The organism is Cellvibrio sp. PSBB023 (assembly GCF_002007605.1).
In the GTDB taxonomy this organism is placed as follows: domain Bacteria; phylum Pseudomonadota; class Gammaproteobacteria; order Pseudomonadales; family Cellvibrionaceae; genus Cellvibrio.
Genome location: NZ_CP019799.1, coordinates 4,339,792 through 4,353,888, shown reverse-complemented (window position 1 = coordinate 4,353,888; position 14,097 = coordinate 4,339,792). Strand labels below are relative to the sequence as shown.

Annotated in this window: 12 protein-coding genes; 7 read left to right on the top strand and 5 right to left on the bottom strand. The window is 52.6% G+C overall.

The window, feature by feature from the left end; all coding sequences use genetic code 11:
• Nucleotide 1 precedes the first annotated feature (1 nt).
• The 4 genes from B0D95_RS18855 to B0D95_RS18840 form a co-directional block, all read right to left on the bottom strand.
• Entirely contained in the window at nucleotides 2-718 is a 717-nt protein-coding gene (locus B0D95_RS18855; RefSeq protein WP_078045311.1) for a response regulator, read from the bottom strand.
• A gap of 28 nt (nucleotides 719-746) precedes the next feature.
• On the bottom strand, nucleotides 747-1,202 hold the full coding sequence (locus B0D95_RS18850) for a DUF3019 domain-containing protein (protein WP_078045310.1): 456 nt from the start codon (nucleotides 1,200-1,202) through the stop codon (nucleotides 747-749).
• 14 nt (nucleotides 1,203-1,216) lie between these two features.
• Complete coding sequence (locus B0D95_RS18845; RefSeq protein ID WP_168172488.1) at nucleotides 1,217-2,074, bottom strand: MipA/OmpV family protein; 858 nt, start codon at nucleotides 2,072-2,074, stop codon at nucleotides 1,217-1,219.
• Between the two features lie 91 nt (nucleotides 2,075-2,165).
• A complete protein-coding gene (locus B0D95_RS18840) occupies nucleotides 2,166-4,205 on the bottom strand; it encodes a TonB-dependent siderophore receptor (RefSeq protein ID WP_078045308.1) in 2,040 nt (679 codons plus the stop codon).
• A 204-nt stretch (nucleotides 4,206-4,409) separates the two neighbouring features.
• On the opposite strand from B0D95_RS18840, the gene B0D95_RS18835 reads away from it, so the two are divergent.
• Nucleotides 4,410-5,948, top strand: a complete 1,539-nt coding sequence (locus B0D95_RS18835) for a response regulator (protein ID WP_078045307.1) — start codon at nucleotides 4,410-4,412, stop codon at nucleotides 5,946-5,948.
• A 6-nt stretch (nucleotides 5,949-5,954) separates the two neighbouring features.
• Nucleotides 5,955-7,337 carry a sensor histidine kinase gene (locus tag B0D95_RS18830; RefSeq protein ID WP_078045306.1) on the top strand — a complete coding sequence of 461 codons (1,383 nt, stop codon included), beginning with the start codon at nucleotides 5,955-5,957 and terminating at the stop codon, nucleotides 7,335-7,337.
• 3 nt (nucleotides 7,338-7,340) lie between these two features.
• Here B0D95_RS18830 and B0D95_RS18825 read toward each other — a convergent pair whose 3' ends face one another.
• Nucleotides 7,341-9,218, bottom strand: a complete 1,878-nt coding sequence (locus tag B0D95_RS18825) for a methyl-accepting chemotaxis protein (RefSeq protein WP_168172487.1) — start codon at nucleotides 9,216-9,218, stop codon at nucleotides 7,341-7,343.
• Between the two features lie 217 nt (nucleotides 9,219-9,435).
• Between B0D95_RS18825 and B0D95_RS18820 the strand changes: the two genes are divergently transcribed.
• The 5 genes from B0D95_RS18820 to B0D95_RS18800 all read left to right on the top strand — a co-directional run bounded on the left by B0D95_RS18820 (nucleotide 9,436) and on the right by B0D95_RS18800 (nucleotide 14,010).
• Complete coding sequence (locus B0D95_RS18820) at nucleotides 9,436-10,638, top strand: DnaT-like ssDNA-binding domain-containing protein (protein ID WP_078045304.1); 1,203 nt, start codon at nucleotides 9,436-9,438, stop codon at nucleotides 10,636-10,638.
• The gene (locus B0D95_RS18815; protein ID WP_078045303.1) at nucleotides 10,550-11,227 is read left to right on the top strand and encodes a replication protein P; all 678 of its coding nucleotides are present in this window, start codon (nucleotides 10,550-10,552) and stop codon (nucleotides 11,225-11,227) included. Before B0D95_RS18820 ends, B0D95_RS18815 begins: the two co-directional genes overlap by 89 nt.
• A gap of 33 nt (nucleotides 11,228-11,260) precedes the next feature.
• On the top strand, nucleotides 11,261-12,055 hold the full coding sequence (locus B0D95_RS18810; RefSeq protein ID WP_078045302.1) for a glucosaminidase domain-containing protein: 795 nt from the start codon (nucleotides 11,261-11,263) through the stop codon (nucleotides 12,053-12,055).
• A gap of 67 nt (nucleotides 12,056-12,122) precedes the next feature.
• Nucleotides 12,123-12,701 (top strand): hypothetical protein, encoded by a 579-nt coding sequence (locus B0D95_RS18805; protein ID WP_078045301.1) that lies wholly within the window; start codon nucleotides 12,123-12,125, stop codon nucleotides 12,699-12,701.
• Complete coding sequence (locus tag B0D95_RS18800) at nucleotides 12,691-14,010, top strand: hypothetical protein (RefSeq protein WP_078045300.1); 1,320 nt, start codon at nucleotides 12,691-12,693, stop codon at nucleotides 14,008-14,010. The genes B0D95_RS18805 and B0D95_RS18800 overlap by 11 nt, the downstream gene beginning before the upstream one ends.
• Nucleotides 14,011-14,097 lie beyond the last annotated feature (87 nt).

Sequence of the window (14,097 nt, the reverse complement as noted above, 5' to 3'; positions counted from 1 at the left end):
ACTACTCCCAGGCTTCAGGCGAAAACAAATAACCTTTCGCCCAGATAGTTTTTATGCGATAGGGTTGTTCGGTGTTATCAAATAATTTTTTGCGCAGGCGTGAAATACGAATATCAATTGAGCGATCAAAACCATCGTACTCAATGCCGCGCAATTGGGTGACCAGTTCCTCGCGACGAATCACTTTCCCGGCGTGGCTTGCCAGCAGCCACAGCACATCGAATTCATTGGCAGTGACAGGAATTATTTCATTGCCATAAAACACACTTTTTGCATCGCGCAGGATTTTTAATTGCCCGAATTGTAGTTGCCCCTCCGGAGCATGCGTATCCATAGGCTCGGCCGACTCGCGCCGCAGCAGCGCTTTTATCCGCGCCAGCAAGACACGGGGACGCACAGGTTTGGTTAGGTAATCATTAGCGCCCAATTCCAACCCGAGAATTTCATCGGCTTCTTCACCGCAGGCGGTGAGCATTAATATGGGCCCCGTATAAAACCCGCGCAATTCGCGGCAGAGATCAAAGCCATTTTTGTAGGGCAGCATAACATCCAGAATAATTAAGGCCGGTGGCTGTTGCTTCACGCTGACCAGCACCTGATCGCCGCGCGTAATGTGGTGCATTTGGTAATTGTGTCCACGCAGATACTGCAATATCCACTCGGCGAGGGAGGCGTCATCCTCCACTAGTAAAATATCGGTTTGGATATCGGTATTCATAAGATCCTGAACGCAGAAGCGGGCGTTGTTAAAACAGTCGCCAATGGGTTTTGCGGCGCGTATTGGCTTTGTAAACCCAAGCCACTTCCACCACATTTTTGACAATGAGCGTGTTGGTGTGCGTATCAATTATCTGCAACTGCACGGCGGTATCGCTGGAAAATTCGTATTGATACTTACCCTCAGACACATCTTGCCAACAAAAAATCGGCTCGCTCGCATGCGCTTGATACAAACAATAATTGCCCGGTTGGTTTGCACTCCACCACAACTGGATAGTTTGATAACACACTTGCCCCTCGTGCAACGCCACACAACGGTTTGGCTTTAACTGCAATTGCACCCTGTCGACTACGGCGGTCTCTGCCTGTGCAGAGGGCGGCATGGTGATAAACATGCTCACACTGGCAAACCAAAATGCCTGTAAGCAGATGGCGATTAATAGCCCTTTCAATTGCGGCGCGCGGGCAACCCTATGTTCCATTGCTACAACTCCCGCTAGAACACGTAACTGATGGCACTGGAAATCATTTCGCCATGATCATCCAGAATAAGCGGGCTGTGCGTTGCTCCCCTACCCATATCAATGCGGCGAATAAAACTGCGAAAAACCCATTTCTCGCTAATCGGGTAAGTCACCCCCACTTCGGTCACATAGGCAATTTCCGATGAGGCTGAATACACCGGATACTTTTCCGAAGCCTCTGATTCATCTATGCCAAAATAATAATCCGTGATATCGCTTGAGCGATAGGTTGCGCCCACAATGCCGTGAAGGGTCCAGTTGCGGTATTGCCAGTAGCGCGCGAGTTTGAGCGAGTACAACTCGCCGCCGTGTGTATTACTGATGTCAGTCAGCGCGTGCAATTGCACTATGTTGTTGCCGACATACACGGTGGCGCGCGGCCCGGACATAAAATCTCCCCGGCGCCGATTCAGGCTGCGGTATTCCCAGGATTGCTCGGTGCTCATCTCATCGTGCTGCGCCAACCCCACCCAGTCCAATGCCCAGTTATCGCCATGGTAAAACATGTATCCGAGGGTAATTTGCTCCAGGCTTTGCGAAAACACCTCCACAAATAATCCGCGATATTGGTAACGCGCATTGATATCGAGATAGGGATCGGTGTGTATTTCATCCCGCTCATTGCCTTCGGGCATACCCAGAATAGGACTGGTGTAACTCGCAACACCGGCGCCTATTTCAATATAACCACCGTCGCCCTCATCGCGCCCCGCCGCACCTTTGCGAATATCGCTGGATAAATCCCCCGCAATCGCCGGTGTCGCTAGGGCAACACAACAGGCCAGCAGCAACCCAATGGATAAGGGCGAGATAGATACACATTTCCACATCAGCAACATTTCCTCGTTGTTATCCAGGTGTGCAGGGCACCCTTTTCAGGGCGCCAGTAAATACTGTCGGCATAGCGATTTCAATCGCAACCTAAAACTGCAGTGACAGACCCAATGAGACAATCAGCCCCAGGCCCGCTTCATCTTTCAGGGAAAGCTGTCCGGTTTCCCGGGTGCGCTTGTAATCCAGATGGCGGTCGCTGACATTTTCGCGGTTCAACACATTGAGCACATCGATATTGTAGGTGCCGGGCACACCAAATAGCGTCATTTGGCGCTGGGCGCGCAGATCCAGACGGATATAAGGAGGCAGGTTATCGCCATAGGGCTCACCGTAAACCGGCAGCAGGTGATCCTCAAAATACGGATTGGGCTGAACACCGACGATAGGCGTAATGGCGCGCCCTGATTGCGCCGTCAGGCGAGTACCCAGGTTCCAGTTGTCGGTGAGCTGGTAATTCACCACGGCGTTGACGACCAAGGGGGTATCCAAATAGTAATCCCGCTTGATACCGGTTAATTGGTTGGTGCGATTGCTGTGCGAGGCACTGATCGCAAACCAGCCATACCAGCGATCAATACGATCCTTGTTGATAAATATATCCACACCATAGGCTTCCCCTTCGGTGTTGTTGGTATAGGGCGGCTTGCTGGTGTCATCCACCTCTGACGCCAGTGGCAACTGTGCCATGGTTTTGTAGTAGCCATTCACCGACCAGCTCCAACCGTCGTCCAACTCGTGCCTGATGCCCAGGGTGTAGTGATTTGAGGTGGGGGATTTAAGCTCCGGGTTACCGAAACTGGCAAAGACTTTGTCGATATCAGGCAAACGGTTATAGCGGCCACCGGCAGCGCTGAGGGTCCAGTCGTCGATAAACTCCCACGACACAGCCACACGCGGATGGGCAAAGGACTCGTTGGTCAAATCGTTGTGGTGACCATGTACCCCCAAGTCAACGGACAGTCGCTCTGTCATCTGCCAATGATCATTGATATATACCTGTTGCTCCTGAACCTTTAGGGGTTCACTCAGCTCCAGCAATTCACCGCGACGCAGCAGGCAGTCCGGGTCAAACTCGGTACAGACATAATTGATAAAACGCCCGCGGTAACGATAGTCACTGACCTGGGCCTGACCACCCAGCGACAGGGTATGGCCCGCGCCCACCACGTGCGAGTAATCCGCCAGCAGATAACTGGCCTCTTTTTCCAATTCAAAAAAATACTTATCGCCGCCCCAAAAGGTATCGGCATTGTCCCGATAGTGGCCGACCTGCACATCCATCAGCGAACCGTTGCCGGAATCGTATTGCCAGCGCAGGGACTGGTTGTTGAACGTGTTTTCGACTTTGGCATCGCCCGCAAAATCCGGGTCTTCCATCGCCTCGGTTGAGCGCTCGGTAAACTCGGCCGCCACCAGGTCAGTCGCACCATTGGCACTCAAGGTGAATTTGTGGTGATCGCCCAAGCGGTACTGGTATTTGAATTGGTAATCCGTGTCTTCGGGCGCATCCTGAATCTTGATGCCATCCTCTTCTTCGTCCTCGTCAGCATCGTAAAAATATTGCAGCAAACTGGAGCGGGCAGACAGATAAAAAGCCGAGTTTTCAGTCGCCGCGCCCTCGACAAATAAGCCCGCGCGCAGAATCGATACATCGACTTTTGTCGCTATGGCCTGATCGCGAGGGTCGCGCAGTTTTATGTCAAACACACCGCCGATAGCACCACCATAACTTGGCCCGAAACCCGCCGAAAAAAGTTGGAAATCCTGAATGATATTTTCATTGAATATCGAAGTAGAAAACGCATGGAACACATAACCAGCGGGCGCACCGTCCACCCGGTACAAATTGTCCGAGGGCGATGATCCACGCACCGCCGGTGCACCGCCGCCATCACCTTCACTTAACACACCGGGCAGGCTGAACACGGCCATAAGTGGATCGCCCAATGAACCGGGTGCATCGATAATTTTTTGCGCATTTTCAGTAATCACCGAGTAATCACTTTTACGCCCCTGCACCACCATTTCCTCCACACCGGTTTCAGGTTGCGGCGAGTCGGCCATCGCAGGCAAGGCGGTCAGGCCGATAACAAGGGGAAGGCATGCGCGAACAGCAGGAGCATACATAGCGGGTTCCTTTTTAAATGTGATGATTAATAGCTAATGCATTGATGTGCACAGCCTAATCATTTGCTGTCCATAGGGGTGTAACAGTGCGCATGCGTTTGTATCAATCTGTAACAAGGCCTGTACAAGGCAAAAATGTCTAACGAAGTGGCGGCTAATCGCCAATCTGCACCTATACTTTCTTCATCCTCAGGAAGGTGTACTATGAAATTTCTAAAACAGGCAACAACCCAGACCACTACCAAACGCGCCACCGGCATGCCCTGGAAGGTGGCGATTATCGACGATGAAGAGCAGGTTCACGCCGTTACACAACTGGTGCTGAAAAATACTCATATCGATGATTTGCCGCTGCAGTTCCTCAATGCTTATAGCGCGGCAGAAGGTCTGAGCCTGTTTCAAAATCACCCGGATATTGCACTGGCATTTATTGATGTGATTATGGAGAGCGACGATGCCGGTTTGCAGTTGATTCACAAGATTCGCAACGAGCTGGGCAATCACACTACCCGCATCGTATTGCGCACCGGGCAGCCGGGAACATCGCCGGAAGAAACCGTCATTCGCACTTACGACATCAATGATTACAAAAGTAAAACTGAACTGACCGATACCAAATTAAAAACCTGTGTGTATTCGTCCATTCGCTCCTATCGCGATATTATTACCATTGAAACCAGCAAACGCGGCATGCAAAAAGTCATTGCCGCCTCTGACTCGGTATTGCGCAGCCAAACGCTTTACCAATTTGGCAATGCTATTTTGAATCACACCATCCAATTGCTGGGCATTAAAACGGCGGAGATGTATTTAATCAGCCAGCATGTGGATTTATTTGGCGATGCCGAAATGATATTGCTGGCCGCGACCGGCGATGAAGTCAAACTCGACACTCACTGGAGTGCCGACATCATGCCCGCCGATGTCAAAAAAATCATTCAGCAAACCCTGACGCAAAAACAATCCTACCGCGACGGCTCTATTTTTATTGGCTACTACCACACCAACAGCAGTACCGAGAGCGTGCTTTATACCCGCTTCCATGAAGAGCACAGTGCCTTGCAGGATGAAATCCTCACGCTCTTTGCCGCCAACATCACGTTAATTTTCCAAAACCTGCACAGCCGTGAACATATTCAGGAAACGCAAAAAGAACTGCTGCTGGTGCTGGGCGATGCCATTGAACAGCGCTCCAAGGAAACCGGCTCCCATGTGCGGCGCGTGGCGCTGATGTGTGAACTGATTGCATTAAAACTGGGCCAGAGTAGCGAGTACGCGGAGATGTTGAAATACGCTTCGCCGCTGCACGATATTGGCAAGATCGGCATACCGGAAACCATTTTGCACAAGCCCGGAAAACTCGATGACGCCGAATGGGAAGTGATGAAAACCCACGCACAAATTGGCTATGAACTGTTAAAAAATTCCACACGCACCATTGCAAAAATGGGCGCGCGCATTGCCCTCACCCACCACGAGCATTGGGATGGCAATGGTTATCCCGCCGGTTTAAAAGGCGACGACATTCCACTGGAAGGGCGCATTGTGGCCATTATTGATGTGATTGATGCACTAGGCTCCGAGCGCGCCTATAAAAAACCCTGGCAGGAAAACGATATTATCCAGTACATCCGCGAGCGCAGCGGCAAACAATTTGACCCCGCCATAGCCGATGCCGCGCTGGAACTGTTTGACCACTTCCGTGAGATTCGCCACAACTTCCCCGACCACATGCAACATTAATAACCTATGCCTAAAAATCTTTACGACACACTGCTGGATGTCTCCAAGTCCTCCATGATTGATGCAGGCGATATGCAAAGCGCCGGTTTGTTAATTCTCACCGCCGCGATTCACGGGCTGGGTATTAATCGCGCGGGAATATGGCTGCTCACTGAAGATAAACAAGCTATTTGCGGCAAGATGTTAATCGATGGCGACGAGTGCAAACTGGATAGCGATTTGTGCCTCGCACGGCGGGATTTTCCCCGCTATTTTGATAGCCTGGATACAGAGCGAGCAGTAGTCGCCAACAATGCCCACACCGATCCCGGCACCTATGAATTTCGCGATAACTATTTAATCCCCAATGGCATTACCTCCATGCTCGATGCCCCTATCCGCCATCGCGGTAATATGCTGGGTATTATTTGTTGTGAGCACCAGGGCGATGCACGCGATTGGACAAACGAAGAGATCGCATTTGTCAGCGCCCTGGCCGACACCTACGGGCGTGCCGTCAGTGCGGCACAACGCAACGAATACGAACAAAAGCTCAAAGAAATTAACGAGCAGTTGGAACAAAAAGTGAATGAGCGCACTGACATTCTGCAAACCGCGCTGCGCAATTTACATCACACCCAAGCCAAGTTAATCGAGAGCGAAAAACTCGCGTCACTGGGACGCATGGTGTCCAGTTTGGCCCATGAAATTAATACGCCTCTGGGCATTGCTGTCACCTCCTCCAGCCACTGCGCCAGTGAATTAAAACGTGTGCAGCAGTTGTACCGCGACGAACAACTCAGCGAAGACGAATTTGCGCAATTCCTACAAGCCATAGACGACGGCTTGCAACTCATCAACCACAACCTCACCCGCGCTGCCGGATTGGTGCGGGACTTTAAACTCTCCGGTTCCATCCATATCGCCAGTGATGAAGAAGTATTTGATTTACGCGCCTGTATCGAACTATCACTCAAAGGCTTGCAGCCGCTGTTGCGCAAACATCATATTACCTGCGAACTGGCGCCCGGCGATGCAGTACCACTCAACAGTTACCCCGGCGCTATCGCGCAAATTATTACTAACCTGATTACCAATTCCATTCACCACGCCTTTGCCCACACTGAACACAAACGCATTCACATCACGCTGGAAACCCATGCCGATAAAATACTGCTTCACTACCGCGACAACGGCAGCGGTATTCCCGTCGAGATTCGCGATAAGATTTTTGAACCCTTTTTTACCACCGCGCGCCGCACCGGAGGCTCCGGTTTGGGCTTGTCGATTGTGTATAACCTGATCACGCAGAAATTGGGCGGGGAAATAGAAATCGCAGAGGATCAAAGCCAAGGGGCACAGTTTTTGATTTACCTGCCCTCCGGCGGCGTTACCGCCGGGAGCAAATAACGGCTAGCGCTGCCGGATTTTAAAAAACTCCATCATTTCCTGTAACTGAATGGCCTGGTTGCTCATCTCTTCAGCCGTGGCATTCAGCTCCTCGGCAGCGGCGGCATTAACCTGGGTGGTTTGCGCCATTTGACTTACTGCCGCATTAATTTGATCCAGCCCGGTGGTTTGTTCGCGGGAGGCCGCACTGATTTCCTGCACCAGATCCGCTGTTTTGCGAATGCCCGGCAACATTTCATCCAACAAACTACCCGCCCGCTCGGCCAGCGCCACACTTTGGCTCGCCACGGAGCCAATGTCTTTGGCCGCTTCCTGGCTGCGTTGGGCCAATTTGCGCACCTCGGCGGCGACCACGGCAAACCCGCGTCCATGTTCACCGGCGCGGCCAGCTTCAATCGCCGCATTTAAGGCAAGCAGGTTGGTCTGATAGGCAATCTCATCCACCAACCCGATTTTCTGTGCAATCTGGCGCATGGCCAGCACAGTTTCGCGCACGGCTTCGCCCCCTTGCGCGGCGGTTTGAGCACTGCTGCTGGCAATGCCATCAGTGGTGCTGGCATTGTCGGAATTCTGCGCAACAGCAGAGGAGATTTCCTCCACCGAAGCACTGGTTTCCTCCACGGTGGCCGCCTGCTGGGTGGCTGCTTGCGACAGGTTTTGGGAGGTACTGCCAATCTGCTCGCTCGATTGCACCAAGCCTTCGGCAGAGCTGCGAATACTGGCAATAATGGCGACCAGTTTCTCGCTCATGGTTTGCATGGCCGTGAGTAGCTGGGCGATTTCATCCTCGCCGCGCACCTGAATCGCAACCCGCAAATCGCCGTCAGCAAGGCGCAACGCCGCGATACGCGCCGATTCGATCGGGTTTAACACCCACAAACGAATACACCAGATCAGAATCGTCGCCACCACCAGAATGCTGATCAGGCCAATAATGATGGCCGTGGTGCGCATCGCAATGACCGTTTCCATCATGCGCTCCATGGGCACAGTGACCTTGAATGACCAAGGCGTGGTAGTCGCACCAACAATCACCGGTACCGAGACCTCATAGGTTTCAGTATCCAACACATCGTTAAAGCGGTAGCGCCCCAACACCTTGCCAGCGCTGATTGCCGCTTCCAGTTCCGGGTCATCCACCTGGGTGCCAACTCGCTCGGGCTGGGCATCACCTACATATACGCCGGTATTGGAAAACAGGCTGGCATAGCCTGTCTCATAGGGTTTGAGCTTGCTGACTTCGGCCTGGTAATCCGACAAGGCGATATCCACACCGGCCACCCCCAGGAATCGGCCAGCGTCAATAATGGGAACCACCACGGTGGTGATCAATGTGTCTTTGCCTGCCACCTTATAGATGTAAGGCTCAATCAGGGTCTCTGCCCGATTGGCTTTGGGCAGCAGGTAAAAATCCCCCGCACCGGGCGTGTCATAGTCCACCAGCGATTCAACCTCCAATGTGCCGCTGCCGCGATTCCAATAGGGCAGGAAACGGCCGGAAGCATCGTGGGCGGTAGTATTGCGATAGTCGTTATCGCGATTATCAAAGGCATTGGCCTCCCAGCCTGACCACACCCCCAGAAAGGTCGGGTTTTGCGCCAACACTTCTCGCAACAGCGCATTGGCCACGGCGCGATCGGGGTTAACCTTGCGCAGCCCGGCCAAGGCATAGGCCAGGGTGCGCGAGGCGTTCATCGCATTTTCCAACTGATTTTTCACATCCAATGCTTCGTGCTGTGCCAGCTCGGCAGCATAGGTGACCGCCAGATCGCGCTGCATTTTGCTGGCCTGGGCATTCATCACCCACAGGATGATCACGTAACTAATCACGACCAACACAATAATCGACATCATTTTGGCGTTGAGGCTGTTCAACTTCATGGCAAATGCTTCCTGTTTTTTTTCTATGGATGGGAGCAAGAACGCCAAACTGGCGCCCATACAAACATACTAAGTATCAGCATAGCCGCAAAAATGGACTTGGCGACAAACCGGTATGAGGGTTATTACCCTACCCAAGCGCTACTGGTAAGCACTCGCCCATAGGCCTACAATTCCCCCCTTTGTCCTAAACTGGTCGTACACGCCCCCGAGCATTATGAGTTCATCGCTATTACCGGAACGCCCGCTGCTGATTTCCCCGTCGCTGGCGGCCACTATCGGGCTGGAAGAGGCCTGCATGTTGTCGATTTTGGGCGATATGGCAACCTATTTGCCGTTGCATCCGGCCAACAATCGCCAGTGGCTGGATATTGATGAAAGCTGGGTGAGCCGACTCATGCCTTTCTGGACGGATTTTGATGTACAGCGCATCAGCCGCAGCTTGAAAGACAAAGGCATTATCCTGCTCGCCTCCGCGCCCTATGTGGACAGCCGCCGCTTGACCCTGGCGTTTGATGATGCCAGCACCGCGCCCTTCGCCCAGCCTGCACCCGCCGCCATAGCGCCGATTGCAGCCATGGCCCCGGCGATCAATAGCGGTGCGACGCTGATATCACCCAACTGGCAGCCGGATCAGGAACTGCTGCGCCAGATCGCCCAATACAATATTCCGCTGGATTTTGTACGCCTGCAGGTGCCCGAGTTTGTGACCTACTGGCGCGAGCGCGGTGAGACCAATCACTCTTGGGGCGCCAAGTTTTTAAAAGATTTGCTGCATAAATGGCGCAACTACGAAACCCAAATCGCCCGCCAACAGCGCGAAGAACAAGAGCGCAACAGCCGCGACCGCGATACCGAATTCCTTCAGCGCGACTTGGAAACCGCCATGCACAGCCAGTGGCGCCCGAGTAAAGATGCCCTTGAAGTCTTGGTCAAACACGCCAATATCAGCCTCGCGTTTGTGGAGGATTCCATCCCGGAATTTGTCGTCTACTGGCAGGAGCGCGGCGATGTGGGCCGCACCTGGAACAGCAAGTTTATCCAGCATGTAAAACGCCAGTGGCAGCGCTACCACTCGGCGCTGGAACACGATACCGAGCCCAAGCGTATTCCGGAGAACTGGAACCCCAGTAAAGATGTCTATGACGTTTTGAAACTGGCCAATATCGATTTGAAATTTGCGCAGCAGCAAGTGGCCGAATTTGTATTGTTCTGGCGCGACAGCAATCAGGTCTACGCCAGTTGGAACACCAAATTTTTGCAACACGTGAAATACCACTGGGCCAAACAACACGCCCTGGCAACCGTTAATTCGCAGCAGGTTAATCCAAATGCAGGACAGCAATTCGCTAATCAACCAGGTCGCACACGAGATAGCAGCCTCGCACAACAGCTCAACGACCGCAGCTGGGCAAGCTGACCGACGCAGTGAACAGGCGACACCGACGGATGCGCATATCGATGCGATCAATCAGGTGTTTGCGCTGTTTCGCATCAATTATCACAACCAGTATTACGCGGCGTTTAAAGACAATGAACTGCTCAATCAAGCGCGCCGCCTGTGGTTGAATTCGCTCGCGCAATTTGCGCCGGAGACAATTTTGCGCGGTGCGCGCAAGGTGATAGAAGAATCGGAATACCTACCTACCCTCAACCGTATGATTCGCGCCTGTCAGGGCGATCCGGAAAAGTTCGGCCTGCTCGATGCCCATGCCGCCTATGTGGAAGCTTGTCGCGCGCCCAGCCCGAAATCGGCGCACCACTGGAGCCACCCGGCGGTCTATCACGCGGGGTGTGCTAGCGATTGGTATTTTTTAATGACCAATCCCGAGAAGGTTGCCTTCCCGATTTTTGAGCGTCACTACCTGAAATTGTGTGAGCGCGTAATGAATGGCGCCGAGTTGCCAGCACCCAACGTGCAATTGCTACCGGAGACCATTGAAACGCCGCTCACCAAAGAGGAAAACCTCAAGCGCATGGAAGCCCTGCGCAAACAACTCGATTTATAACCCTTTCCTGTTCACCTGTTGGTAATCCCTGTTATGAATAAACACGCGTCACAATGGCTGTTGGGTTTAGCACTGATCGCCTTTCCAATCGCCACCCTGATTCTGGTGTTAGGGATGATGTCCGTACCGCTGCAACAGCTCATACTCGATGACGATGAGCTTACCTCCAATACACTGTTGCCCGACTTTGCCGCCATTGAACAAACACCCGAGCGCAAAGCGCAATTTTTGGAGATGCTGCGCCCGCTGGTCGACGAAAAAAATACCAAACTGTTAAAGTCCCGCGAGCGGTTGCTAAAGATCAAAGAAGAATGGGACAGCAGCGCAACACTCACCGGGGTCAATAAGCGCAATTTGGCGCGGCTGCGCGAAAAATTCCACGTCACCTATGAAACCTACCCGGAAGATGCGCGCGCCATAGAGATTTTATTACTGCGGGTGGATGTAATCCCACCGGCGATGGTGATGGCGCAAGCGGCAGTTGAATCCGGCTGGGGCACCTCCCGCTTTGCCGAGGAAGCCCACAATTTATTTGGCCACTGGTGCTATAAACCGGGCTGTGGCCTAGTACCCAGCCGCCGCGCAGCCAACGCCAAACACGAGGTTAAGAAATTTAACAATGTTGAAGAATCGCTTACGGCATACTTCAACAACATTAACACCCACAATGCCTATCGCCCCTGGCGCCAATTGCGCGCGCAATTGCGTCATGATGAAACGCGCTTCACCGGCAGCACCATGGTGGCCGAGCTGGGCAAATACTCCAGCCGGGGCCCTGCGTACATTCACGAATTACGCACCGTCATTCGCAGTAACCGACTTGAATAATGGATAAGCTCGAATAAGAGATAGACTCGAATAATTAACACCAACTTTCACCCAGCAAGGATTACCTATGTGTAAACGATTGGTTATTTCACTCTGCACCCTGGCACTGGCCAGCAGTGCTGGCGCGATTGCCCAGATGCAATCCCAACCCCAGGATGGATTGCCTCTGGCATACCACATCTCCGGTCAGGCGACCTACACCAGAATCAAAGCCTCGGGCGAAAGCTTTTCCCCCAGCCTGTTTCAATTTCGCGCCGATGTGGAAGCGACCAATGGCATGCTTGATGGCATAGGCCTGCAAGGCATGGTGGGCGTCCCCATGAGCAATGCAGAAAAACATGGCATGACGCTGGAGATCAAACAGCAAACCGGCGCCTACATCACCCTCTCCAACCCAGATTACGAGCCGGGCGATTTGCGTGTCAGCATTTTGCTGGGCTACGCCTCTACCGAGCTGGAAACGCACCTGCCCAGCCTTGGCAATGCCCAAAAAGATCGCTTTGGCGGGTTTAGCTACGGCTTCTCGCTGCAAGACCGGGTGAAAGAAGGCAAAAACTATTATTGGGCGCTGGATTGCGCGCGCTATTTCAAAGATGACAATTTAAGTATCGATGGCTGTGGCCTGGGAGTTTCCTATGCGTTCTAAATCTCCACTGACCCTGGCAACCCTTATCAATACCAAGCGTATTTCACTGGCCATAGTGCTTGCTCTGGGTAGCGGCGCCCTGATCAGTTGTGGCGGCGGTGGCGACAGCGCTCGCGTTGCGCAAACTGTCGATGCCAGCAAAAATGGCGTTACCCGCATCGAATTGGAAGACAACGAGGGCTATGCCCACTTCAAAGGCACCTTGCAACTCAACCTGAATGGACGCAACAGCGAAAACGCTCTCACCAACCTAAACAGCAAAGCCAGTTGGAAGCTCAGCGATACCAGTTTGGGCAGTATTAGAAACGGTTTATTTACCGCCGCCGGTAAGCCGGGCGAGCTGATCGTTACCGCAGAATATGCCGGCCTGAGCACTACCCAGAATATTATTGTGTCCGATGCCAATCTGATCAGCATCAGCGTAACGCCGGCAAACAGCTCAGTCGATGAGTGCAAAAATGCCAGCTTCACTGCCAATGCCTTGTTTGATAACGGGTTAACGCTGGAATACCCCCTGACCTGGGCCATTACCGAGGGCGCAACACTCGCCAGTTTCAATGACGACACCAAGGGCGAGTTGAGCACCAAAAATAGCGGCACAGTGAGCATTGTGGCGCGTGGGAAAAATAACAGCGACGAGACCATCAGCTCCCCAGTGTTGAATTTCCCGATCAATGATTCCCTGGTCAGCGTTGCACTGCGCTCCGACAAAACACTGAATATGCGCGAAGGAGAGTCCGCAACCGTCACACTGACAGGCACCTACAACGACAACAGCACAGCCGTTATTACCAGTAACAGTAACTTGACCGCTGCGCCGAGCGCATCGCTGACGATCGAAGGTGCCAAAATTACTGCCAAGAATGGCAGCTATGCCGGAACCGATGTTGTCCTGACCGGCAGTTGTGGCGGCCAGAGTGGTGAGCTGGATCTGGTTATCCTGAAAAAACAAATCAAATCCATTGAGATTAAAAACAGCAACGGCGGCACCGACAATTTATCAGTCACCGAAGGCGGTAATCTGGACTTAAACATCACCGCCACATTCGCTGATGATTCGACAGACAGCAATTACGACTATAACGTCAATTGGTCGATTGTGGATTCCAAATCAGACGACTTTGATGATGACCTGATCACCCTGGATCAAACCGGCAAGTTATCCGTCAGTGGGGATTTGGATCTCGCCCTCAACCAGCAGCTCAAACTGGTAGTGCGCGCCGAAGTCCGCGATGAAAACGATAAAGTTGTCACCAACGCCCAAGGCCAACAATTGGTGGATGAAATCAATATCGTTGTACGCCCATAAATGAGTTGAGTAAAAGCTCGACTTAAAAAGTGGTCATCAACAACCACGCCTTAAAAAAACGCGCCAATCAACGGCGCGTTTTTTGTT

What these genes read in the sequence shown, in the direction of transcription:
- B0D95_RS18835 (WP_078045307.1), top strand. Translation starts at nt 4,410, where the DNA reads ATGAAATTTCTAAAACAGGCAACAACCCAGACCACTACCAAACGCGCC.
- B0D95_RS18810 (WP_078045302.1), top strand. Translation starts at nt 11,261, where the DNA reads ATGAATAAACACGCGTCACAATGGCTGTTGGGTTTAGCACTGATCGCC.
- B0D95_RS18845 (WP_168172488.1), bottom strand. Translation starts at nt 2,074, where the DNA reads ATGTGGAAATGTGTATCTATCTCGCCCTTATCCATTGGGTTGCTGCTG.
- B0D95_RS18820 (WP_078045304.1), top strand. Translation starts at nt 9,436, where the DNA reads ATGAGTTCATCGCTATTACCGGAACGCCCGCTGCTGATTTCCCCGTCG.
- B0D95_RS18840 (WP_078045308.1), bottom strand. Translation starts at nt 4,205, where the DNA reads ATGTATGCTCCTGCTGTTCGCGCATGCCTTCCCCTTGTTATCGGCCTG.
- B0D95_RS18825 (WP_168172487.1), bottom strand. Translation starts at nt 9,218, where the DNA reads ATGAAGTTGAACAGCCTCAACGCCAAAATGATGTCGATTATTGTGTTG.
- B0D95_RS18815 (WP_078045303.1), top strand. Translation starts at nt 10,550, where the DNA reads ATGCAGGACAGCAATTCGCTAATCAACCAGGTCGCACACGAGATAGCA.
- B0D95_RS18850 (WP_078045310.1), bottom strand. Translation starts at nt 1,202, where the DNA reads ATGGAACATAGGGTTGCCCGCGCGCCGCAATTGAAAGGGCTATTAATC.
- B0D95_RS18830 (WP_078045306.1), top strand. Translation starts at nt 5,955, where the DNA reads ATGCCTAAAAATCTTTACGACACACTGCTGGATGTCTCCAAGTCCTCC.
- B0D95_RS18855 (WP_078045311.1), bottom strand. Translation starts at nt 718, where the DNA reads ATGAATACCGATATCCAAACCGATATTTTACTAGTGGAGGATGACGCC.
- B0D95_RS18800 (WP_078045300.1), top strand. Translation starts at nt 12,691, where the DNA reads ATGCGTTCTAAATCTCCACTGACCCTGGCAACCCTTATCAATACCAAG.
- B0D95_RS18805 (WP_078045301.1), top strand. Translation starts at nt 12,123, where the DNA reads ATGTGTAAACGATTGGTTATTTCACTCTGCACCCTGGCACTGGCCAGC.